Annotated in this window: 21 protein-coding genes; 13 read left to right on the forward strand and 8 right to left on the reverse strand. The window is 71.9% G+C overall.

Annotation, left to right across the window (positions count from 1 at the left end; genetic code table 11):
* Nucleotides 1–61 precede the first annotated feature (61 nt).
* Genes mtnK through ACFZBP_RS31505 form a run of 4 tightly spaced genes read right to left on the reverse strand, consistent with a single transcriptional unit; the run spans nucleotide 62 to nucleotide 4,945 of the window.
* Complete coding sequence (gene mtnK, locus ACFZBP_RS31490) at nucleotides 62–1,231, reverse strand: S-methyl-5-thioribose kinase (RefSeq protein WP_391417956.1); 1,170 nt, start codon at nucleotides 1,229–1,231, stop codon at nucleotides 62–64.
* Nucleotides 1,232–1,253: 22 nt separating this feature from the next.
* Nucleotides 1,254–2,300: an ABC transporter permease gene (locus ACFZBP_RS31495; RefSeq protein ID WP_391417958.1), complete on the reverse strand. Its 1,047-nt coding sequence runs from the start codon at nucleotides 2,298–2,300 to the stop codon at nucleotides 1,254–1,256.
* 25 nt (nucleotides 2,301–2,325) lie between these two features.
* Nucleotides 2,326–3,861, reverse strand: coding sequence for an ATP-binding cassette domain-containing protein (locus ACFZBP_RS31500; RefSeq protein WP_391417961.1), 1,536 nt, complete (start codon nucleotides 3,859–3,861; stop codon nucleotides 2,326–2,328).
* A complete protein-coding gene (locus tag ACFZBP_RS31505; protein WP_391417963.1) occupies nucleotides 3,848–4,945 on the reverse strand; it encodes a substrate-binding domain-containing protein in 1,098 nt (365 codons plus the stop codon). Before ACFZBP_RS31505 ends, ACFZBP_RS31500 begins: the two co-directional genes overlap by 14 nt.
* A 552-nt stretch (nucleotides 4,946–5,497) precedes the next feature.
* Here ACFZBP_RS31505 and ACFZBP_RS31510 point away from each other — a divergent pair.
* From ACFZBP_RS31510 to mtnB, 3 genes are read left to right on the forward strand one after another with little or no spacing between them, the layout of a single operon-like run.
* Nucleotides 5,498–6,082: an acireductone dioxygenase gene (locus ACFZBP_RS31510; protein ID WP_383450028.1), complete on the forward strand. Its 585-nt coding sequence runs from the start codon at nucleotides 5,498–5,500 to the stop codon at nucleotides 6,080–6,082.
* The gene (gene mtnC, locus ACFZBP_RS31515; protein ID WP_391417965.1) at nucleotides 6,079–6,804 is read left to right on the forward strand and encodes an acireductone synthase; all 726 of its coding nucleotides are present in this window, start codon (nucleotides 6,079–6,081) and stop codon (nucleotides 6,802–6,804) included. Before ACFZBP_RS31510 ends, mtnC begins: the two co-directional genes overlap by 4 nt.
* Nucleotides 6,801–7,409 carry a methylthioribulose 1-phosphate dehydratase gene (gene mtnB / locus ACFZBP_RS31520; protein ID WP_383450026.1) on the forward strand — a complete coding sequence of 203 codons (609 nt, stop codon included), beginning with the start codon at nucleotides 6,801–6,803 and terminating at the stop codon, nucleotides 7,407–7,409. The genes mtnC and mtnB overlap by 4 nt, the downstream gene beginning before the upstream one ends.
* A 34-nt stretch (nucleotides 7,410–7,443) precedes the next feature.
* Here the strand turns inward: mtnB and ACFZBP_RS31525 are convergent, their stop codons facing one another.
* The 3 genes from ACFZBP_RS31525 to mtnA form a co-directional block, all read right to left on the reverse strand.
* Nucleotides 7,444–8,322, reverse strand: coding sequence for a TIGR03620 family F420-dependent LLM class oxidoreductase (locus tag ACFZBP_RS31525; RefSeq protein ID WP_391417968.1), 879 nt, complete (start codon nucleotides 8,320–8,322; stop codon nucleotides 7,444–7,446).
* A gap of 81 nt (nucleotides 8,323–8,403) precedes the next feature.
* Nucleotides 8,404–8,736 (reverse strand): helix-turn-helix transcriptional regulator, encoded by a 333-nt coding sequence (locus tag ACFZBP_RS31530; RefSeq protein WP_062722735.1) that lies wholly within the window; start codon nucleotides 8,734–8,736, stop codon nucleotides 8,404–8,406.
* 113 nt (nucleotides 8,737–8,849) lie between these two features.
* Nucleotides 8,850–9,902 carry an S-methyl-5-thioribose-1-phosphate isomerase gene (gene mtnA / locus ACFZBP_RS31535; protein WP_391417971.1) on the reverse strand — a complete coding sequence of 351 codons (1,053 nt, stop codon included), beginning with the start codon at nucleotides 9,900–9,902 and terminating at the stop codon, nucleotides 8,850–8,852.
* Nucleotides 9,903–10,207: 305 nt separating this feature from the next.
* Here mtnA and ACFZBP_RS31540 point away from each other — a divergent pair, with 305 nt between their 5' ends.
* From ACFZBP_RS31540 to ACFZBP_RS31575, 8 genes are all read left to right on the forward strand, one after another.
* Nucleotides 10,208–11,260, forward strand: a complete 1,053-nt coding sequence (locus ACFZBP_RS31540; protein WP_391417973.1) for a BMP family ABC transporter substrate-binding protein — start codon at nucleotides 10,208–10,210, stop codon at nucleotides 11,258–11,260.
* Nucleotides 11,241–12,764, forward strand: a complete 1,524-nt coding sequence (locus ACFZBP_RS31545; protein WP_391417975.1) for an ATP-binding cassette domain-containing protein — start codon at nucleotides 11,241–11,243, stop codon at nucleotides 12,762–12,764. The genes ACFZBP_RS31540 and ACFZBP_RS31545 overlap by 20 nt, the downstream gene beginning before the upstream one ends.
* A 1-nt stretch (nucleotide 12,765) precedes the next feature.
* Complete coding sequence (locus tag ACFZBP_RS31550; RefSeq protein WP_391417977.1) at nucleotides 12,766–13,806, forward strand: ABC transporter permease; 1,041 nt, start codon at nucleotides 12,766–12,768, stop codon at nucleotides 13,804–13,806.
* Nucleotides 13,806–14,672, forward strand: a complete 867-nt coding sequence (locus ACFZBP_RS31555) for an ABC transporter permease (RefSeq protein WP_391417979.1) — start codon at nucleotides 13,806–13,808, stop codon at nucleotides 14,670–14,672. Before ACFZBP_RS31550 ends, ACFZBP_RS31555 begins: the two co-directional genes overlap by 1 nt.
* Nucleotides 14,669–15,433 carry a nucleoside phosphorylase gene (locus ACFZBP_RS31560; RefSeq protein WP_391417981.1) on the forward strand — a complete coding sequence of 255 codons (765 nt, stop codon included), beginning with the start codon at nucleotides 14,669–14,671 and terminating at the stop codon, nucleotides 15,431–15,433. Before ACFZBP_RS31555 ends, ACFZBP_RS31560 begins: the two co-directional genes overlap by 4 nt.
* Complete coding sequence (locus ACFZBP_RS31565; RefSeq protein ID WP_391417983.1) at nucleotides 15,430–16,725, forward strand: amidohydrolase family protein; 1,296 nt, start codon at nucleotides 15,430–15,432, stop codon at nucleotides 16,723–16,725. The genes ACFZBP_RS31560 and ACFZBP_RS31565 overlap by 4 nt, the downstream gene beginning before the upstream one ends.
* Nucleotides 16,726–16,795: 70 nt before the next feature.
* Nucleotides 16,796–17,467, forward strand: coding sequence for a FadR/GntR family transcriptional regulator (locus ACFZBP_RS31570; RefSeq protein ID WP_383450017.1), 672 nt, complete (start codon nucleotides 16,796–16,798; stop codon nucleotides 17,465–17,467).
* A gap of 184 nt (nucleotides 17,468–17,651) precedes the next feature.
* Nucleotides 17,652–18,638, forward strand: a complete 987-nt coding sequence (locus ACFZBP_RS31575) for a PAC2 family protein (RefSeq protein ID WP_383450016.1) — start codon at nucleotides 17,652–17,654, stop codon at nucleotides 18,636–18,638.
* 112 nt (nucleotides 18,639–18,750) lie between these two features.
* Here the strand turns inward: ACFZBP_RS31575 and ACFZBP_RS31580 are convergent, their stop codons facing one another.
* Nucleotides 18,751–19,725 (reverse strand): SMP-30/gluconolactonase/LRE family protein, encoded by a 975-nt coding sequence (locus ACFZBP_RS31580; RefSeq protein WP_391417986.1) that lies wholly within the window; start codon nucleotides 19,723–19,725, stop codon nucleotides 18,751–18,753.
* Nucleotides 19,726–20,035: 310 nt separating this feature from the next.
* Here ACFZBP_RS31580 and ACFZBP_RS31585 point away from each other — a divergent pair, with 310 nt between their 5' ends.
* Both ACFZBP_RS31585 and ACFZBP_RS31590 read left to right on the forward strand, forming a co-directional pair.
* Nucleotides 20,036–21,772 carry a S8 family serine peptidase gene (locus tag ACFZBP_RS31585; protein ID WP_391417988.1) on the forward strand — a complete coding sequence of 579 codons (1,737 nt, stop codon included), beginning with the start codon at nucleotides 20,036–20,038 and terminating at the stop codon, nucleotides 21,770–21,772.
* 35 nt (nucleotides 21,773–21,807) lie between these two features.
* Entirely contained in the window at nucleotides 21,808–22,368 is a 561-nt protein-coding gene (locus ACFZBP_RS31590; RefSeq protein WP_383450013.1) for a hypothetical protein, read from the forward strand.
* Nucleotides 22,369–22,413: the final 45 nt, after the last annotated feature.

Raw genomic sequence — 22,413 nt, forward strand, 5'->3', positions numbered from 1 at the left:
CGGGGTGTGGGGGCTGGTCGCGCCCCGCGGCGGAGCCGCGAATGGACACAGCCCCGCGCTCCTAGGCGGGCCGCACGACCGCTCTTGCATCGTTCGGGTCGTTCAACTCAGCCCGGCGGACGATCAGTTCGCGGCCCATCAGCAGCGCCCTGCGGGACGCAGGCACCGGGTCCTCCAGCGTCGTCAGGTCGGTCAGATGGGCGAAGCCGATGATTCGGCGGACGATCTCCGTGCCGGCGTAGCCGAGGGACTCGGTCCACACGCGGCGCAGGAAGCGGTCGAGGTAGGCGTCGTCGAAGAAGGTGTCGACGCGGGTCGGCCACAGTCGGCGGAACTCCGCTTCGAAGGCGTCCCAGGAGAGGCGGAGTTGCTCGCCGTGGTCGGACAGCGTGCCGAGCGCTCGCGCCCGTTCCTCCGACACCAGCGCGTTCGCCCAGTACAGGCCGAGGTCGTAGCCGACGGGGCCGACGAAGGAGAACTCGGGGTCGAAGACCCGGACCACGTGGGTGCCCGCGCGTTCGCCGACCATGATGCTGCCGGTGTGCAGGTCGCCGTGGAGAAGGGCCTGGGCGCTGGTCATGAAAGTGTGCCGGAGGTCGGCGACCTCGGTGCGCAGCCGGGTGTCGGCGCGGAACTCGGCGGCCAGGTCGTCCAGTCGCGGGTGCCAGTGGTTGTGCTCGTGCTCGATGTACGGCTCGGACAGGACGACGTCCTCGGTGATCTTGCAGAGTTCGGGGCTGACCGAGGCGGCGATCAGGGTCTTGCGTTCGGCGGACGGCATGCCGAAGTCGCTGGTGGCAAAGGAGAACTGGGCGACGAACTCGCCGATGCGCGCCGAGGTGTGCGGGCCGTAGGGCTCGCCGGCGTTCAGGCGGGTGCGCAGGACCTCCAGGTCCGACATGTCCTCCATGACGAGGGCGTGGTTCTCGGGGTCGTAGCCGTGGACCGTCGGGATCTTGTCGGGCGCGACCTTCGCCACCTGGTCGTAGGCGCGGGCCTCGGCGTCGGCGCGGTCGGGGCTCATCGGCCAGGACGGCCCGGCGACGCGGACCCAGGGCAGGGCCTGCTTGACGGCGAGGCTGCGGGTGCCGTCGGCGGACGACGCGAGGAACACCCGGTTCATGTTGCCGTCCGACACCTCGCGGACACGGATGTCGCCCACGTCGTCCCAGTGGCCGCGCTCGCGCAGGTAGCCGGGGATGTCATCGGTCTCCAGGATGCGGTAGCCCATCGCGGTAACTCCTCGAACTTGCCTATGCGGTACGGCGCTTGGACAGGGTGAAGCTGAAGACCAGGGCGAGGATGAGGACCGCGCCCTCGACGACGTCCTGGGTGTAGTAGGGCAGGCCCTTGATGGTGAGGCCGGTGGTGATGATGCCGATGAGGACGGCGCCGAGGGCCGTGCCCCAGACGTTGGGGCGGCCGCGGCCCAGGACGGAGGTGCCGACGAGGGCCACGGCGACCGCCTCCAGCAGTTGCGAGGTGCCCGCGGACACGTCGCCCTGGCCGATGCGGGACGCCAGGATCATGCCGCCGATCGAGGCGAGGACGCCGGACAGGACGTAGGCGAGGGCCCGGTACGCGCCGACGCGGATGCCGGCCAGCCGGGAGGCCTCGGGGTTGGCGCCGATGGCATACAGGACGCGGCCCCAGCGGGTGCGGGCGAGGAAGACCCAGGCGGCGATCGTCAGGCCGCCGAAGAGGAAGACCGAGATCGGGATGCCGAGGACGGTGCCGCGGTCGATGCGCAGGAAGCCGTCGGTGAACCTGCCGGGGGCCGTGGTGCCGTCGTCCAGGGTCATGCCGGGGGTGATGGACTGGCCGTCGACCAGGATGAGTTTGGCGCCCTGGATGACGAACATGGTGCCGAGGGTGGCCAGCATGTCGGGGATCTTCAGGACCACGATCAGCAGGGCGTTGAGCAGTCCGGCCAGCGCGCCCGCCGCCAGGACGGCGAGGATCGCGACCGTGCCGACCTGGTTGAGGACGACCATGGTGTGCGCGGCGACGGAGACGCCGAGGCCGGCCACCGCTCCGACGGACATGTCCATTCCGCCGACGGCCATGGTGAGGGTGACGCCGAGGCCGAGGATCGCGGCGACGGAGACGTAGCGGAGGGTGTCGAGGAGGGTGGCCGACTCGCGGAAGGAGACCTCGCTCAGCGCGAAGTACAGGAACAGCGCGACGGTGACGAAGATGAAGCCGTACTTGATGACGGCGTTCTGGACGCGTAGGGCGGTGGAGGTCGCGGGCGGGATCGCCGCCTTCGTGGGGACTTCCGTGCTCTGGGTGGTGGTCATGGCGTACTTCCTCAGGGGGCCGGGGTCACACGGACGCCGAGATGGTCTGGATGACGCGGTCGCGTTCCGCGTCCTCGCCGCGGGCGTCGAGGTGGATCTCGCCGGCGGCGAGCACGACGACCCGGTCGGCGATCTCCAGGACCTCGTCGACGTCGGCGGACAGGACGAGCACGGCGGCGCCCTCAGCGGCGAGGGACCGGGCGCGGCGGCCGATGTCCCGGCGGGCGCCGATGTCCACGCCGCGGAACGGCTCGTCCAGGATGAGGACGCGGGGTGTCTCGGCGAGCCACCGGCCGACGACGACCTTCTGCTGGTTGCCGCCGGACAGTTCCTCCACGGTGCTGTGCTCGTCACGGGCGACGACGCCGAGGGCGGTGATGGTGTCGCGGCCGAGGGCGTCCTCCTTGGCCGTGTTCACCAGGCCCAGCCTGGACAGCGACTTCAGGAAGGGCAGGGAGATGTTCCGGGCCAGTGACCAGCCGGGGACGAGCGCGTCGGCGTGCCGGTCCTCGGGGACCAGGTGGACGCCGGCGCGGATCGCGTCGGAGGGCCGCCTCGGGCGGTACGGCCTGCCGTCCAGTTCGACGGAGCCGGTCGTGAAGGGCTCGGCGGCGAACAGGCCGCGGGCCAGCTCCGTCTTGCCGGCGCCCAACAGGCCGACGACGCCGGTGACCTCACCCGTGCGGAGGCCGAGGTCGAGGGGTGCCCGGCCCTCGAAGAGGCGGACGCCCTTCAGTGACAGGACGACATCGCCTACGGCGCCTTCCCGCACGGGCCGGGCCGTGGTCGCCTCCTGGGCCTGGGCGAGCATCGCGCGCAGCGCGCTGTCCCAGTCGAAGGGCTTGGCCTGGTCCTCGGTGAGACGGCCGTCCCGCAGGACGACCAGGCGGTCGGCGAGGGCGTCGATCTCGCCGAGGCGGTGGGAGACGTAGAGGACCGCGATGCCGTCGTCGCGCATCCTCTCGACGAGCGCGAAGAGGCGTTCGGCCTCGGCGGCGGACAGCGCCGAGGTGGGCTCGTCCAGGATGAGCAGGCGGGGGCGGGCGGCGAGGGCTCGGGCGAGGATGAGCAACTGGCGGTCGGAGATGCCGAGTTTGGTGACGTCGCGGCGCAGCAGCGCGTCGCTCCAGCCGAGGTCGAGTCCCGCCTGGATCTCGCGGGCGCGCGCGAGGACGCGGCGCCCGTTGAGGAACGGGTTGCCGCGTACCTGTGCCAGCTCCTCGAAGACCAGGTTCTCGGCGACCGAGAGGCCGGGCACGATGCCCTCGCCGATGCGCTGGTGCACGGTCTGGATGCCGAGCCGGCGGGCGGCGAGCGGGGAGTGGAGGGCCACGGGCTCCCCGGCGACCCGTACCTCTCCCCCGTGGTCGGTGTGGACGCCCGAGAGGATCTTGATCAGGGTGGACTTGCCGGCGCCGTTCGCGCCGAGCAGTGCGACCACGCTGCCGGGGGCGATGTCGAGGGTGACGGAGGCGAGGACCGTCCTGCCGCCGAACGCCATGCTGACGTCGGTGAGAGCGACGGCCGCGACGTCCTCGAGAGGCCGTTCAGTGGGCGACATCGGGGATCCAGTCGGCGGTGGAGACCTGCGACAGGTTCAGCGCGGGCAGCGCCTCGCGCAGCTGGTCCATGTTCTCGATCTTCTTCTCGCGCAGGAAGTCCTGGGTGATGGCGACGGCCGGGAACTCGACCGTCGCCCTGCCCAGTTGACCGGCCAGTTCCAGGGCGGTCGTACGGACGACCGCGGCGCCGACCGCGGACGGGTCGGTGCCCGCGGTGGCGACCCAGGGGCTGCCGTCGGCGGTCATGTTCTGGATGTCGGCGCCTGAGACATCCGCTCCGAAGACCTTCACCTTGTCCTGGAGCTTCTTGTTCTGCACGGCGAGGACGGTGCCCTTGGCGAGCTCGTCGTAGGGGGCGAAGACGCCGGTGACGTCGGAGTGCTGGGTGAGCGCGGCGGACACCAGCGGCACGTTGTCGGTCGCCGTGGAGTCGGTGACCTTGCCGACCTTGAACTGCTGCTTCCAGCCCTGCGCGGCGACTTCCTTCGCCCACACGGTGTTCCGCTTGTCGAGGGCGGCGTATCCGGCGACGTTGACGTAGCCGACCTTGGCGCCCTCGCCGACCTCCTTGGCCATCACGTCGAGGACGGCCTGGGCCATGCTCGCGTCGTTCTGCCGGGTGCTGACGACGCCCTTGGTGGCGGTCTCGACGTCATAGACGACGACCTTGACGCCCTTCTTCACGGCCTTGTCGATCTCCGGTTGGATGGTGGCCGGAAAGCCGTGGTCGACGATGATGGCCTGCGCGCCGGAGTTGATCGCCGAGGACAGGTCGGTGGCCTGCTTGGCGTTGTCGGCCTGGGCGTCGTACACGGTCAGGTCGATCCCGAGGGCCTTGGCCTGCGCCTTGGCGCCGTTGCCCCACTGCTCGAAGTAGTCACCGGCGCCGCTCTGGCGGACGAGGGCCACCTTGACGGGGCCCTTGCTGAACGGGGCGGGCTTCGGGCCGGTGGCCGCCGCGGCCGGGGCGGCGGTGTCGCCGGACGTCTTGGAGGCGTCCGTGGACTGCGAGCAGCCCGCGAGGAGCAGGGCGGAGACGGACGCGAGGGAGAGCGCGGCAAGGGGCAGGCGGGCACGGGACATGGCGGGGCTCCAGGCACGGGGAGGGGGTGGGGAGTTGCTGGACCCGGAGCTGGGCACGTCGGTGTGCGAAAGGGGCGCCACCGCGAGAGGGCGGGCGCGCGGGCTCCGGAGGGGGTCAGCGACAGCTGGCTGTGGTCGACCGGAGCAAGTCCACGTACAGCCGCCGCACGAGCAGCAGCGTCTTCATACGGAGATCATGGGAACGATTTCGGCCAGTCGTCAAAGCGGTGGAAGCGGTTTCTCAGCACGTGAGACAACGAGTACGTCACACCCGGTTGACGCCTCGACGGCGCCACCGCGGAGTTACGATCACGGGAGACCGGCACCCCGAACCGGCTCAGCCCGGCGCCCCCACCGGCAGAGTGAGGCCCCTGATGACGACACCCCGCGCGACAGCGATCGGCATGCCCCGCATGCGCTGCTGTCCCGGCGCGATGTGTCGCGGCTGACCAGCACCGACCGGCTCTCCCGCCGCCGCGCCCTTCCTCACTCCCCCTCCCGGGTGCTTGTCTCGGTACCCGGCCCCCCTTTCCAGTTCCAGGAGTTGCACCCATGACCCTGTTGACGACCTGGCCCGAGTCCGGACCGGAGAGCGTTGTCCGCCGCACCTCGGACCCCGCCGAGATCGCCGAGGCCCTGAAGCCGCTGGGCGTGCGCTACGAGCAGTGGCCGGTCCGCGAGGACGTCCCGTCCGACGCGGACAGCGAGACCGTGTTCGCGGCGTACGGCCCGGAGATCGACCGGCTCAACGCCGAGGAGGGCTTCACCACCGTCGACGTGCTGGGCCTGCACCCCAGCGACGACCCGGAGTTCCCGGCGAAGGCGAAGGCGGCGCGCGAGAAGTTCCTCCAGGAGCACACCCACGACGACGATGACGAGGTGCGGTTCTTCGTCTCCGGCTCCGGCATCTTCTACCTGCATGTGAACGGCGAGGTGCACGCCGTCTTCTGCGAGCAGGGCGACCTGCTGGGCGTGCCGCGCGGCACGACGCACTGGTTCGACATGGGCACGAAGCCGTCGTTCACCGCGATCCGCTTCTTCCACGAGGAGGACGGCTGGATCGGCAACTTCACCGGCTCCACGATCGCCTCCCGCTTCCCGGACTACGACACGATCGCGGCGGGGTACCACGCGTGAGCCTGGACCACGAGGTCGACGCCGTGGTGCTCGACATCGAGGGCACCACGAGCGCGACCGGGTTCGTCGTGGACGTGCTGTACCCGTACTCGCGTTCGCGCTTCGCCGCGCTGCTCGCCGAGCGGTCCGACGACCCGGAGGTGGCGCGGGCGGTCGCGCAGGTGCGGGAGCTGACGGGCGAGCCGGACGCCGACGCCGTACGGATCGAGAAGGCCCTCAACTCCTGGCTGGACGAGGACCGCAAGGCCACCCCGTTGAAGACCCTCCAGGGCGTCATCTGGTCCGAGGGCTTCGCCCGCGGTGACCTCGTGTCGCACTTCTACGACGACGTCGTACCGCGGCTGCGGGCCTGGCACGCGGCGGGCGTACGGCTGTACGTCTACTCGTCGGGGTCGGTGGCCGCCCAGCGGGCGTGGTTCACCAACAGCCCGGACGGCGACCTGACGCCGCTGGTATCCGGTCTGTACGACACCGAGAACGCGGGCCCCAAGCAGGAGCCGGAGTCGTACCGCCGGATCGCCGAGGCGGCCGGCGTCGAGCCGGCCCGTCTCCTCTTCCTCTCCGACCGCCCCGGCGAACTGGACGCGGCCCGCGCGGCGGGCTGGCGGACGGTGGGTGTGCGGCGGCCCGGGGAGCCGTACTTCGAGCAGGGCGTCGGCGACCACGCGCAGGCGGGGACGTTCGACGAGATCACCGTCATCACTTCCGGGAGCAGCACGTGACCGCCGACATCAGCCAGCTCGACCTCGAGGAGGCGGGCGCGGTCCTGGCCGCCGAGTCCGCCCGGTTCGCCTCCTTCGGCTGGATGCGGGGCACCTCGGGCAACCTGTCCGTGGTGCTGTCCCGCGAGCCGCTCCGGCTGGCGGTGACGGCCAGCGGTCACGACAAGGGCGAACTGACGCCCGCCGACGTGGTGCTGGTCGACGGACGGGGCGCCGCGGTGCGGGGCGGCAAGCCGTCCGCCGAGGCCGAGCTCCACGCGCGCGTGGCCGCGCTGACCGGGGCGGGGGCCGTGGTCCACGTCCACACCGTCGCGTCCGTGGCGATGGGCCGGCGTGAGCCCGGCGGCATCGTGTTCAGGGACCTGGAGATGCTCAAGGGCGTCGGCCAGCCCGCCCACGACGTCGAGGTGACCCTGCCGGTCATCGCCAACAGCCAGGACATGAAGGTCCTCGGCGACCGCCTGGAGGCCGCGCGCGACCCCCGGATGCCCGCGGTCGTCGTGGCCGGGCACGGCCTGTACGTCTGGGGCGACACCCCGCGCCAGGCCCGGCACCACACCGAAGTGGTGGAGTGGCTGCTGGAGTTGGAGCTCGCCCAACGGTAGCCGGGAGCGCGGCGAAGTCGCGGTGGAGCTTGGTCTACGGCAGCAGCGCCTCGCCGAGCCGCCGCCAGTGCGGCATCGCGGTGCCTCCGGGTGCGGTGCCGATGACCTGTACGGCGACATGGTCGGCGCCCGCCCGGACGTGGGCGTGGAGCTTGTCGGCCACGGTGTCCAGGTCTCCCCAGAACACGAGGTCGTCGACGAGGCGGTCGCTGCCGCCGTGCGCGATCTCCTCGTCCGAGTAGCCGGGACGGCGGAACTTGGCGATGTTGTAAGGGGTTTCGAGGTAGGGCCGCAGGTGCTCGCGCGCCGTCGCGCGGGCCGTGTCGGGGTCCCGCTCCAGGAGCACGGGGTGCTCCACCCCCAGGAAGGCGTCGGGGCCGAGGACCTCCCGGGCCTGGGCGGTGTGGGCCGTGTTGACGTGGTAGGTGTGGGCGCCGGCGGAGCGGTCCCGGGCCAGGGCGAGCATCTTGGGTCCGTACGCGGCGAGGACGCGGCGCACCGGCGTCCGGGGCGCGGGGACGGACGACTCCTTCGCGAGGGCGTCCAGTTCGTCGACGTACCCGGCCATGGCCGCCAGGGGCTTCACGCCCGGCCGTCGCTCGCCGCCGAACCCGAGGCCGAGCACATGCCGTCCCGGGTGGGCGTCGGCCAGCAGGGTGCTCGCGGCGTGCGTCGCCGCCGCCGTACGGGACCAGATCTGGGCGATGCCGTTGACGACGTGCAGCCGTTCGGTGCGGGAGAGCAGGTAGCCGGCCTGGGTGAGGGCCTCGCGTCCGCCCACCTCGGGGAACCACAGCGCCCGCCAGCCCAGCTGTTCCAACTCCTGCGCCGTGTCGCCGATCCGCGCGGCCGGCTGGTGTTCGAAGTCGAAGGTGTAGATGCCGAAGGTGCCCAAGGTTCCCAGGTTCGTCATGCATCGAAATATCGCAGATTCTCGATATGAAATGCAACAGACGGGCCCGGGCGGCGCGTTCAGAGCCTCCCGGGAAGGCGGCTAGAGAGTCCGGCCGAGCCGGGCGACCAGCTCGGCGATGCGTTCCTCGTCCCGCTTGTAGTGGGTCCACTTGCCCACCCGCGTCGCCCGCACCAGACCCGCCCGCTGTAGTTCGGCCAGGTACGCCGAGACCGTCGACTGGGCCAGCCCGGCCTTGGCCTGGATGTGGCTCACACAGACCCCGACCTCGGCCGGGTCCGCGATCGCCTCGTACTGCGAGAAGTGCCGCTCGGGCTCGCGCAGCCAGGCCAGCAGTTGCAGGCGCACCGGATTGGCCAGCGCCTTCAGGGCGCCGACCAGATCCGCGTCCGGCGAGGTCGCAGCGTCGGTCATGGGTTCGGAGTATAGGTCGGCGGGGCGTGGTGGCCCGTGGCCCTGCGCCCGTAGGCGGCGACCCGCACCCGACGGCCGGCGTACGACGACCCGCGACCCGCGACCGGGGTACGTCAGCGCAGCCGCTCCCCCGGCAGCTCCCCTGCCGACACCTCCAGCACCCCGCGCTCGGTGACCAGGCCGGTCACCAGGCGCCCCGGGGTGACGTCGAACGCCGGGTTGTGGCCGCGCGAGGCGGCCGGCGCCGTCCGTACGCCCGCCCACTCCAGCACCTCGCCCTCGCCACGGAGTTCGATGTGGATCTCGTCGCCGGTCCCGGTGGCCAGGTCGACGGTCGTGGTGGGCGCCGCCACCAGGAACGGGATTCCGGCGTCCGCGCAGGCCAGCGCGACCCCCACGGTGCCGACCTTGTTCGCGGTGTCGCCGTTGGCGGCGATGCGGTCGGCGCCGACGATCGCCGCGTCGACCTCGCCGCGCAGGATGGTGCCGGCGGCGGCGCCGTCGGCCTGGACGTAGTGCGGGATGCCCTCCTGGGCCAGCTCCCAGGCGGTCAGGCGGGAGCCCTGGAGCAGGGGGCGGGTCTCATCGGCGTACACGACCTCGATGCGGCCGCGCGCGTGCAGTTCGCGGATGACGCCGAGGGCCGTGCCCCAGCCGGCCGTGGCGAGCGCGCCGGTGTTGCAGTGGGTGAGGATGCGCAACGGCCGCTCGACGCCGACGCGTTCGAGCAGCCAGTCGGCGCCGTGGGCGCCCATGGCGCGGTTGGCCTCGATGTCCTCGCGCTGGACGGCGGCGGCCTCCTTCAGCACGGCGTCGAGGCCCTCGTCGAAGCGGGCCATGACACGGTCGACGCACACCATGAGGTTGACCGCGGTGGGCCGGGCCTCGCGGACGCGGGCCACGGCCGCGCGTATCCCGTCGGCCGACCAGCCCTCCCGCTCGCCCTGGAGCAGCGCGAGGGCGACACCGTAGGCTCCCGCGGCGCCGATCGCGGGGGCGCCGCGCACGACGAGCCGCTGGATCGCGTCGACCAGGGTGTCCACGTCACGGACGTCCATCGTCTCGGTGCGGTGCGGGAGCACGGTCTGGTCGATCAGCGCGAGGCCGGTTCCGGTCCATTGGACGGCACGCAATTCCTCGGACCCGGACCGGATTTCCTGGGACATAAGAGGACACTCCTATTATTCCTGTGGGTGTCCGTCACCGTACATGACCTTGGGAAACCACAGTTCGAGACAGTCGCGCGCACGTACGAACGCCAGGTGTACAGTCCACCCACCCGCACAGCCCGCAGGCCGAGACGAAGGAGGACGTGTGCTGCTCACCAAGCGCCGCCACATCGACTTCGGCCGCTGTGCCGGCGACGGCTGTCCCTGCTGAGCCGCCCCCACCTCAGCCCCTCCTCTCACCGCACGCGTTCATCGCCGAGCGCGCCTTGCCGTCGCCCCGGCCGGCTTCCCGGAAGGTCCCCATGCCTCGCAGACTCCGCCGTTCCCTGCAACTCGCCGCCACCACCGCGCTCGTGGTCACCGCGGCCACCGCCTGCAACGCCGCCGCCAAGAAGGACGCCTCCGACAGCGCGGGCGGCGGCAGCGGAAAGTCGTTCACCCTGGTCACCCCCGACGCCGTCGGACAGAACGAGTTCCTGAAGCTCGCCGTCAGCGGCATCGAGGACGCGGCGAAGCGGCACGACGGGTCGCAGAAGGTCTACGAGTCCACGGACGCCGCCTCCCAGCAGCAGAACGTGCAGGCCGCCGTGGACGCCAAGCCGGACGTCGTCATGCTGGTCGGCTTCGAGTTCGCCGACCTCGTCGCCCAGCAGGCCGAGAAGAACCCGAAGCAGCAGTTCCTGATCGTCGACGCCTGCACGACCAAGACCTACAAGAACGTCAGCTGCGCGGTCTTCCGCGAGCACGAGGGCGTCTTCCTCGCGGGCGCCGAAGCCGGTCTGCTCAGCGAGTCCGGGAAGGTCGGCGCGGTCGACGTCCTCGACACGCCCCAGTTCCGCCGCTACAGCGACCCGTTCGCGGCCGGCGCCAGGAAGGTCGCCGCGAAGACGGAGACCTCGACGCGCTTCGTCGGCGGACAGTCCCCGTTCGACGACTCGGCCCGCGCCAAGGAGCAGGCGAACACCCTGCTCTCCAAGGGCTACGACCAGATCATGGCGGCCGCCGCGGCCGGCAACTACGGCGTCTTCGAGGCGGCGAAGGCCAAGGGCGCGTTCGCGTACGGCGTCGACGTCAACCAGTGCCTCTCCGCGCCCGGCACGGTCGTCGACAACGTGATCAAGCGCACGGACGTCGCCGTGGACAAGGGCATCGAGGCGGTCCTCGCCGGAAAGACGGGCACGACCGTCTCGTACGGTCTGAAGGAGGGCGGCATCAGCCTGACCGGTCTGGAGGACGGCGTCGACTCGTCGAAGTGCGTGATCGCCGAGCACAAGGACGTCCTGAAGCGGGTCGAGGCGCTGCGCGACCAGATCGTCGCCGGAAAGCTGACGGTCGATGACCCCGCCGCGAGCTGAACCGGCCGTCGAGCTGCGGGGAATCACCAAGCGGTTCCCCGGCGCGCTCGCCAACGACGCCGTCGACCTGACCGTCCGCCACGGCGAGATCCACGCCCTCATGGGCGAGAACGGCGCGGGCAAGTCGACGCTCATGTCCGTCCTGTACGGCATGGAGGTCCCGGACGCCGGGACGATCCGTGTCGATGGACGGGAGGTCGACTTCGCCAGTCCCTCCGACGCCATGGCCGCCGGACTCGGCATGGTCCACCAGAGCTTCAAGCTGTTCGACTCGCTGAGCGTCGCCGAGAACGTGGTGTACGCCGCCGAGCCGCGCCGCTTCGGCCTGGTGGACCGCGCGGCCGCCCGCCGCCGGGTGCGCGAACTCGCCGAGGAGCACGGGCTGTCCGTCGATCCGGACGCCCGCGTCGGGGACCTGCCGGTCGGGTTGCGGCAGCGCGTGGAGATCCTCAAGCTGCTGCACCGGGGTGCGCGGACGCTCATCCTCGACGAGCCGACCGCCGTGCTCACCCCGGCCGAGGCGGACGCCCTGTTCGCGGTGCTCAAGTCGCTGGCCTCCGAGGGCCGTACGGTGATCCTTGTCACGCACAAGCTGCGTGAGGTGCTGGAGGGCAGCGACCGCGTGACCGTGCTGCGGGACGGCCACGTCGTGGCCCGGCTGGTCACCTCGGAGACGTCGGCCGACGAGATCGCGGCCGCGATGACGGGCCGCGCCGTCGAGCTGGACCGCGTCCACGCGCCGGGCACGCCGGGTGACGTGGTCCTGGAGGTGTCCGGGCTCACCACCGACACCGTGCGCGACGCCGACCTGGCCGTCCACGCCGGGGAGATCGTCGGCATCGCGGGGGTCGCGGGCAACGGGCAGAGCGAGCTGATCGAAGCGCTGGCCGGACTGCGGCCGGTCAGGGCCGGGCACGTGACCCTGCGCGGCGAGGACATCACCCACGCCTCGGCCACCGAACGCCGGCTCAAGGGGCTGGCGTACGTCCCCGAGGACCGGCACGCAGTCGGTACGGCGCCGGCGGCCACGGTCGCGGACAACCTCGCGATGGGCCACCACCGTACGTCCCTGTCGTCACGCGGCCTGCTGCCGCCGGCGGCCGTCCGCGCCCACGCAAGGCGTCTCGTCGAGCGCTTCGGCATCAAGGCGTCCAGCCCCGAGGTGCCCGCCTCCGCCCTGTCCGGCGGCAACCTCCAGAAGCTGCTGATCGGCCGTGAACTCGCCCATGACGCCCCGCTGCTGCTCGTCGAGCAGCCGACGCGCGGTGTGGACATCGGCGCGATCCAGAACATCCACGACCAGTTGATCGCCTACCGCGACGCCGGTCACGCCGTCCTGCTCGTCTCGGCCGAGCTGAGCGAGATCCGGGGGCTCGCGGACCGGGTGCTGGTGATGTACGAGGGCCGGATCACTGCGACGTACGACAAGGACGCGGCGGACGAACGGACGCTGGGGCTCGCGATGGCGGGCGGCACCGGCAAGCAGGTGGAGACCGTCGACTGACATGAACGAGCGAATATCCGGAGCCCTGCGCTCCCCCGTCACCTTCTCCGTGCTCGCGGGCGTCGTCATCGGCGCCCTCTTCCTCGTCGGCACCGGCGCTGACCCGGTCACGGCCTACGAGGCGGTCCTGACCGGCGCGCTCGGCGCCGACGGCATCGGCTCGACCCTGACCACGACGACGAGCGTGCTCGGCATGGCGCTCGCGCTGGCGATCCCGCTGCGTGCCCGGCTCATCAACCTGGGCGGCGACGGACAGATGGTGCTCGGCGGCATCACCGCGGCCGTGACCGGCCTGTACGCACCGCTGCCCGCGTCCCTGACCGTCGTCCTGGCACTCCTCGCCGGCATGGCGGCCGGTGCCGCCTACGCGGCCCTCGCCGCCCTGTGCGAGAACCACCTGGGCGTTCCGCTGCTGGTCAGCAGCCTGCTGCTGAGCTACCCGGCGGTGTCGCTGGCCTCCTATCTGGCCCGCTACCCGCTCAAGGAGCCCGGCTCCAGCCTGCCGCAGACCCGGACGATGCCCGACGGGGTGGAGCTGCCCGCGTTCGGCGACTCGACGGTGACCGTCGGGCTGGTGCTCGTCGTCCTCGCGGCGGCCGCGTACTGGTTCACGGATCGGCGCACGGCCATCGGGTACGAGATACGCATGACCGGCCTGAACGCGCGCTTCTCCGCCTACGCCGGGGTCGAACGCCGGGGCCTGACCCTGAAGTTGATGTCCGTCTCGGGCGCGCTCGCCGGACTGGTGGGCGCGATCGGGGTGTTGAGCTTCCCGTACCGCTTCGTCGACGGCTCGCTCACCGCGCCGGGCTACACCTGGACGGGTCTGACGGCCGCGCTGCTGGCCATGGCGGTCCCGGTCGGCACGGTGGTCTCCGCGTTCTTCTTCGCGGTCCTGCAGGTCGGCGGGCTCGCGATGGAGCGGACGACCGAGGTGCCGCGCGAGCTGACGCAGGTGCTCCAGGCGATCGTGATCGTGTTCCTGGCGGCCCGGCTGCGCTTTCCCGGCCGCCGGTTCGACCGCCGTAAGGAGGCGGTGTGATGTTCTTCGACTCCGATCTGCTGCTGTCGGCGCTGCGCGCGCTCACCCCGATCCTGCTGGCCGCGCTCGGCGGCGCGATCTGCGAGCGGGCGGGCGTCTTCAACATCGGCCTCGAAGGCATGATGCTGATGGGCTGCTTCACGGCGGTGACCACCAGCTGGTTCACGGGCAGCGCCTGGCTCGGCGTGCTGGCGGCGGCGCTCGCGGCGGCCGTGTACTCGCTGATCCTGGCCGTGGGCGCGGTGACGCTGCGGGGGGACGCGGTCGTGCTCGGCGTGGCCATGAACCTGCTGGCCGTCGGCCTGACCGGCTTCCTGCTGCGTACGGTCTTCGGTGTCCAGGGCACCTTCGACGACCCGTCACTCACTGGGCTCCCGCTGATCGGTGGCTTCACGCCGCTGACGTATCTGTCCTGGGCGGCGGTCGCGGTGGCCGCGGTGCTGCTGTCCCGGCATGTGTGGGGGCTCAGGCTGCGCGGGGTCGGCGAGGCCCCGGACGCGGCGGCGACACTCGGGGTGAGCCCGGTCAGGTACCGGTACGGGGCGATCCTGGCCTCCGGCGTCCTGTGCGGGCTGGCCGGTGCCCAACTCGCCCTCGGCAACGTCACGTTGTTCACCGAGAACATGACGGCCGGCCGTGGCTGGATCGCGGTCGTCGCGGTCATGCTGGGCCGTGCCGCGCCCGTCGGCGTCCTGCTCGCCGCGCTGCTGTTCGGCCTCGCGGAGGCGGCCGGCTTCCGCCTCCAGGGCCTCGGTCTGCCGCAGCAGGCGACCGACGCCGCGCCGTACGTCGTCACGCTCGGCGCCCTGTTCCTCACGACGGCCCGCCGCCGTCGCCGTACCCGCCCCTCCGGAGCCGCCTCATGACCCAGGACCAGCCTCAAGATCTCCTTCCCGTCACCCGCATACCCCGCACCGGCCTCCCGGCGCACGCGCTCGTCGTCGGCGACCCGGCGCGTGCGGCCGCCGTCGCCGCCCTGCTGGACGGCGCCGAGGAGGTGTCGTACCACCGCGAATACCGTGTGTTCAGCGGGAGCTGGAAGGGCGTGCCGGTCACGGTCGCCTCGCACGGAGTGGGCGGTCCCGGTGCGATCCTGCTGTTCCAGGAGCTGGCGGACGCGGGGGTCCGCACGATCCTGCGGTTCGGTACGGCGGGCGCGATGAAGCCCGGTATCGGCGACGGCGATCTCGTCATCGCCGAGGCGGCCGTGCGCGACGACGGGGTGACCCAGCAGCTGCTGCCGCCCGAGTACCCGGCGGTCTCGGCGCCCGAGGCGGTCCTCGCGCTCCAGCGTGCGGCCCGCGAGAGCGGCGCGCCGCACCACCGGGGCATCGTCTGGACCCGGGCGGCCTTCCAGCCCGGGCTCATTCCTCTCTTCTCGTACGACGGTGCCGGGCTCGCGGCGATCGAGATGGAGCTGTCGGCGCTGCTGGTCACCGCCTCGCTGCGGGGGATCGTCGCGGGCGGCGTGCTGGTGGTCGACGGGGCGAACGCGGACGAGTTGGTGGACGAGGAGGGCACCAGCGTCTACGACCCGCACCGGGAGGTCGTCGCGGCCGGTGTGGAGCGGGGCGCGCTCGTGTCGCTGGAAGCACTGCGGCTGCTCGCGGAGGAGGGCGCGCTGTGAACGTCGACCTGTTGGTGCACGACGGTACCGTCCTGACGGTCGACGAAGCCGGAACCGTGGTTCACGGCGGTGCCGTCGCCGTGCACGGGGGCGAGATCGTCGCCGTCGGTCGGACGGAAGAGCTGTGTACTCGGTTCACGGCCGACGAGTCCATTGACGCGGGTGGTTGTCTCGTGCTGCCCGGGCTTGTGAACACGCACACCCACCTGGCGATGACCCTGCTGCGGGGCCGCGCCGACGACGTGACCCTCCAGGGGTTCCTGGAGCGGGTGCTGCCCGCGGAGGCCCGGTTGCTCGCGCCGAAGAACGTGGCGGCGGCCGTGCGGCTGGCGATCGCCGAGAGCGTCCGGGCCGGGGTGACCTCGGCGCTCGACATGTACTGGTTCCACGAGGCGGCCGAGCGGGCGGCCCGGGAGGCGGGCTGGCGGCTGCTGACCGGGCCCACCTTCATGGACGTACCGGAGCCGCCGGACAAGCTCGCCTACGAGGAACGGCTGGCGTGGGCCCGGCGGGACCTGGAGGCGCGCGGACCGGCGCGTCGCGGCGGCCGTCCCGTCGTCTTCGCGCACTCCACCTACACCCTCTCCCCCGACCAGCTCAGCGAGATCGCCGCGCTGGCCCGGGAGTTCGGGGCGCTGCTGCACATCCACGCGGCCGAGAACGCGACCGAGGTGGCCACCGTCGAGGTGCGGTACGGCAAACGCCCCGTGGAACTGCTCGACTCCCTGGGGCTGCTCGGCCCCGACCTGCTGCTCGCCCACGCCGTGGAGCTGACCGGCCCGGAGATCGCGGCACTGGCCCGCACCGGCACGTCCGTCGCCCACTGCCCGGTGTCCAACCTGAAGCTGGGCTGCGGCATCGCGCCGGTGCCCCGGCTGCTGAGCGCCGGGGTGAGAGTCGGGCTCGGCACGGACGGCGCCGTCAGCTCCAACACCCTGGACGTGCTGGGCGCGCTGCGGCAGGCGGCGCTGGTGCACAAGGCGGGCGGCGACCCCACGGCCGTCGGCGCCGAGCGTGCCGTGCGCATGGCGACGATCGAGGGCGCGCGGGCGCTGGGGCTCGGGGACGAGCTGGGCTCGCTGGAGACCGGCAAGCGGGCCGACCTGATCGTGCTCGACCTGAGCGCCCCGCATCTGCGTCCGCTGCACGATCCCTGGTCCACGCTGGCGTACGCGGCACACTCGGCGGACGTGCGGGACACGGTCGTCGACGGACGGGTGCTGATGAGGGACCGGGCGCTGACGACGCTGGACGAGGAGACGGTGATCGCGGACCTGGAGGCGCTCCTCTGATCAGGCCGCATAATGTGGGCGGGAGACGTCGGATGTCTCGCACGACATCCTGAACGACGGGAGGGCGGCCATGGCAGTCACCGACGAGGCGATCGAGAAGATCAAGGGCATGATCGTCTCCGGCGCGCTGCGCCCCGGCGACCGGCTCCCCAAGGAGAGCGAGCTGGCCGCCGACCTCGGCCTGTCCCGCAACTCGCTGCGGGAGGCCGTGCGCGCCCTGTCGCTGATCCGGATCCTCGACGTACGGCAGGGCGACGGCACCTATGTCACGAGCCTGGATCCGCAGCTGCTGCTGGAGGCGCTGAGCTTCGTCGTGGACTTCCACCGCGACGACACGGTGCTGGAGTTCCTCGCCGTGCGCCGCATCCTGGAGCCGGCCGCCACGGCGATGGCCGCGTCCCGGATCAGCGAGCAGCAACTGAGCGCGCTGACGAACCAGTTGGACAAGCTCGGCAACGATCCGTCGGTGGAGGAGCTCGTCGCCTGCGACCTGGAGTTCCACCGGGGCATCGTGCGGAGTTCGGGGAACTCCGTGCTGTGCTCGCTCCTGGACGGCCTGTCGGGGCCGACGACGCGGGCGCGCATCTGGCGCGGGCTGACCCAGGAGGACGCGGTCAGCCGGACCCTGCACGAGCACCGGGCGATCCTCGCGGCGCTGCGGGACCGGGACGCGGAGGCGGCGAGGTCGTGGGCGACGGTGCACATCGCGAGCGTGGAGCAGTGGCTCCGGTCGTCGCTGTGACGCGGGGCGTGGGCCCCGGGGTGGGCCGGGGCGCGAACAAGGGCTCGGATGACTGCGGGGTGTTCCCCGGTGGCGAACGGGGCAGTGATCCGTTCACTCCCCCGTGCAAGGGGGCTGCGGGCGCCCCCGCCGCACGCCGTAAGGTTGTGTGGTCAGGCGAGGGCACGTCGGAAGGAGGCACTGGGTGATCGAGCTCGAGGGGGTTCCCGAGCTGATCGACCCGGTCATGGTGGCCGCGTTCGAGGGCTGGAACGACGCCGGCGACGCCGCCTCCACCGCGGTCGCGCATCTGGACAGGGAGTGGAAGGGCGAGGTGTTCGCGGCGCTGGACGCCGAGGACTACTACGACTTCCAGGTGAACCGCCCCACGGTGTGGATGGACGCGGGCGTCCGCAAGATCACTTGGCCCACGACCAGGCTGTCGGTGGTCCGAGTCGGCGGCGACAAGCCGCGTGATCTCGTACTGGTCCGAGGTATCGAACCGTCCATGCGCTGGCGCTCGTTCTGCAACGAGCTCCTCGGCTTCGCGCACGAGCTGGGCGTGGAGCTGGTGGTCATCCTGGGCGCCCTGCTCGGTGACACCCCGCACACGCGTCCGGTCCCGATCAGCGGGACGACGTCCGACGCGGACCTGGCCCGCCGGATGGATCTGGAGGAGACCAAGTACGAGGGCCCGACGGGCATCGTCGGCGTCCTCCAGGAGGCGTGCACGCACGCCGGTGTCCCGGCGGTGTCGCTGTGGGCGGCCGTACCGCACTACGTCTCGCAGCCGCCGAACCCGAAGGCGACGCTGGCCCTGATCAACCGGCTCGAGGACCTGATCGACGTACGCATCCCGCTGGGTGAGCTGCCCGAGGACGCGCGCGCCTGGCAGGTCGGCGTGGACCAGCTGGCCGCCGAGGACAGCGAGGTCGCGGAGTACGTGCAGTCGTTGGAGGAGGCCCGGGACACCGCGGAGCTGCCGGAGGCGTCGGGTGAGGCCATCGCCCGCGAGTTCGAGCGGTATCTGCGACGCCGGGACGGCGGCGGTCCGACGCCCGGCGGGCACGCCACGGCGGACGGCGGGGACTCCCCCGGCCCGTTCCTCAGGGACAATCCGAGCGGCCGCACCAAGCCGCCGAAGCCGCCGAAGCCGGGCAACACGGACGACGACGAGTCGTCGGACGACTGAACGATCGAGAATGACGACGAAGGAGGGCGGTGCGCGGACTGCGCACCGCCCTCCTTCGTCGTCCGTGGCGAGATCGGTCACCCGGGCGAGATCGGTCACCGGGGCGGGATCGTCACGCGGGCACGGAGATCACGTCGTACGTCGTGTCCGGTGTCGGTGTCGTGGTGAAGCGCGCGTTGGGCAGGTAGAGCCAGCCCCGGTACGCGGCCGCCGTGGTCGGCACGTCGAAGAGCGGGTCGGTGATACGGCGCTGGAAGGCACCGCTGCGGCCGTCGGCGGCGAGCCGGAACACGTCGATCGCGTTCTGCCGGTTCTGGACGACGTAGAGCGTGCGTCCGGTCAGCAGCAGGCCGTCGCCGTTGGTGAGCGGGGCCGCGTCGCCTAGGTCGACGACCTTCGTGACGCCGGTGCGCGGGTCGACGCGGTGCAGGCCGCCGACCCCGGACTGCACGACGAGGAGGGCGGAGCCGTCGGGGGTGCTCGTGATGCCGTTGGCGTTCACTACCTCGCCGGGTACCTGGCTCCAGTCGCCGCTCAGGGTGATCGTCACGACGTCGTCCGGGTCCGGCAGTTCACCGTGCCGGCCGAGCGGCAGCGCGTACAGCGCGGGCTGGTAGGAGTCGGTGAACCAGGCCGTGCGCGGGGTCAGGAACACGTCGTTGGCGAAGGTCGGGGTCGCCGTGGTGAGGACGTAGGAGGCGAGGATCTCGCCGGTGCGGGTGTCCACGACACGGGCGCCCTGGCCGCGGCCGGCGACGAACAGGCGTCCCCGGTGATCGAGTTTGAGGCCGACCGACGGCGTGCCGGGTCCGGTCGAGACGATGCCGCCCTCGCCGGTGCGCAGGTCGGCGCGGTAGATCGAGCCGTCGCCGAGCGAGCCGAGGTAGGCGTACGGTCCGCCGCCGACGGCGATGCCCTCCGGGCGGAAGCCGTTCGGGAGGTGGATCACGGCGGGCCGGGTCTTTCCGGCCGCGGCGGCGGGAGTGCCGGCGGATCCGACGAGCACGGCACCGGCGGTGGCGGCGCCCGCCGTGAGGAGTCTGCGGCGGGTGGGGTGAGGTGCGAAGGAGCGGTGTTCGGGGGCCACTGTGCGTCCTTCCGCGGACAGGACCGGCGGGCAGCTGGTCCAACGGTCAACTGACTCCTCCACCCCACCACACGCCGGGCGCCTCCGCAGCCGTAGACAGCCTCTCGACAGCGACTGGACACATCTGGCCCGATTGAGCCATGACATGTCTTTCACGCCGGATTGCACACGTTGCCCAATTCAACTTGTTCCAAACCGAGTTGGCGAAATAGGTCTGGACGGACCGGGCTGTGCGTGCTTGGTTGTCCACCGAAGGCGCGCCGCACCACCCGCACTTGGTATCCGCTGGAACCGAAGGGAGCGGCAGACGATGACCGACCAGGCAGAGCCGGCGCAGGGCCCGGGAGCGTCCGGGCCGGGGCCCGACGGAGCGGGATTCACGTATCGAGGAGCCGAGCAGGAGCTGATCGTCGTCGCCCGCCCGGAGGCCCGGCTGCGGGCCCGGGCCGAGGGTGTCCGGTCGGCCGCGGGCGCCGACGTGTCGGCCCTCGACATGTTCCTCAGCGACGAACAACTCGCGCTGGAGCCGCTGTTCGGCAGCGAGGAACGGCTGTCGCAGGCCGCCGCCCCGCCGACCGGCGCCGAGGACGTGCCGGACCTGGCGCTGTTCTACCGGGTGCGCGGCGGGGAGAGCCGGGCCGAGGAACTGCGGGCCCGTATCGCCGCGCTGCCGGGGATCGACACGGCGTATGTGAAGCCGGGCGCGGTGCCGGCCTCGATCGGGCAGGTCGGGGAGGAGAGCGGGCGGCTGAAGGAGGGCGCGCCGGTCACGCCCGACTACAGCGGGCGCCAGGGCTATCTTCGGCCCGCTCCGGAGGGCGTCGACGCGCACTGGGCCTGGCAGCGGCCCGGCGGCACCGGTCAGGGCGTCACCGTGATCGACGTGGAGGGCTCCTGGCAGCTGGGCCACGAGGACCTGGCCGCCAAGCTGGCCGGTGTCGTCGTCGGCACCCCGCTGACCGACCTCGCCTGGCGCAACCACGGCACCGCCGTGATCGGGGTGATCGGCGCCGACCGGGGCGAGTACGGCATCACCGGCATCGTCCCCGACACGGTGACGGCCGCCGCCTCCTTCCAGGGCGTCGGCACGGCGCCCGCGATCCACGCGGCGGCCGAGCGGCTGGGCCCCGGCGACATCGTGCTGATCGAACTGCACCGCCCGGGCCCCCGGTTCGAGTACGCCGAGCGCGACGACCAGCGCGGCTACATCGCGCTGGAATGGTGGCCGGACGACCTCGCCGCCGTCCGCTACGCCACCGCCAGGGGCGTCCTGGTGGTGGCCGCCGCGGGCAACGGCGCCGAGTCGCTGGACGACGCGGTCTACGAGCGCCGCCCGGACGGGTTCCCCGAGTCGTGGCGCAACCCCTTCAACCCGTCCAACCCCACCTCCGGCGCGGTCCTGGTCGGCGCGGGCGCCCCGCCGCCCGGCACCCACGGCCGCGACCACGGCCCGGACCGCTCACGGCTGGCGTTCTCCAACCACGGCGCCCGCGTGGACGCGCAGGGCTGGGGGCACGAGGTGACGACGACCGGCGGCTTCTGGGACCGGCCCGGGGACCTGCAGGGCGGGCCCGAGGAGATCACCTGGTACACCGACACGTTCTCGGGGACGTCGTCCGCCTCCCCGGTCGTGGTCGGCGCGCTGGCCGCGCTGCAGGGCATGCTCAAGGCCGCGGGCCAGCCGCCGTTGACCCCGGAGCGAGCGCGTGCGGTGCTGCGGGCGACGGGTTCCCCGCAGCAGGACGCGCCCGGTCGGCCCGCCTCGCAGCGGATCGGGAACCGGCCCGACATCAAGGCGGCGGTCAATCGTCTGGTGCCGCAGGCGGTCGGCTCCGGTCTCGCCGAGCGCTACTGGGACGAGCTCCTGCCCTACCCTCGCGAACTTCCGCCCAGGCTCCGGCTATTCGTGGCCGGCGCCTGGCGCAACCTCAACCACCCGTCCCCGGAGATCCGCCAGGCGGTCCACACCGCCTTCGCGGGGGGACGGCCCGAAGTCCGAGTGTGGTTCTCGGACGACGAGATCGTCGGCCTGGTGATCACCGGCTGACGCAGCCCATCACATCAAGGGAAGGTGACACCCGTATGAGCACCACCCCGCAGATGAGTCACATGGGACAACAGCAGGGCCAGCAGTTCCCCGGCACGTCGCCGTACCAGCAGCAGCCGTTCGGGCAGCAGCAGGGCTACGGCCCCCAGGGCCCCGGCCAGCAGCAGCCGTACGGCATGGGCGGCTCGCTGGAGCAGCTCCAGCAGCTCGGTCAGCAGCAGCCCTTCCAGCAGCTGCTGCAACAGCTGGGCCAGCACCAGGGCGACCAGCAGCAACAGCAGGTCGAGCAGCAGGTGATGCAGCTGGTGCAGCAGGTCACCCAGGCCGCGATCCAGCAGGTCACCCAGCAGGTGCAGTCCCAGGCTCTCCAGGCCGGTGTGGCGAACGGCTACATCGACATCGTGCAGCCGCTGCCCGGGCAGCCGCAGCAGCTGTTCCTGCGCTTCCCGAACAACGTGTTCCGGGTCCTCAACCACCCGAACCCGCAGACCCACGACGAGGTCCAGGAGGCCTTCGCGTTCGGCCACCAGGTGATCGGCGTCTGGGACAGCGGCTCGCCGCAGATCCTGCGGAGCATCCAGATCCGCAAGCTCTGACCGGCAGATGAACCAAGAGGGGCGCTTCTCCCCGTGGGGAAGCGC

It is taken from the genome of Streptomyces sp. NPDC008086 (genome assembly GCF_042957325.1).
Taxonomy (GTDB): Bacteria; Actinomycetota; Actinomycetes; order Streptomycetales; family Streptomycetaceae; genus Streptomyces.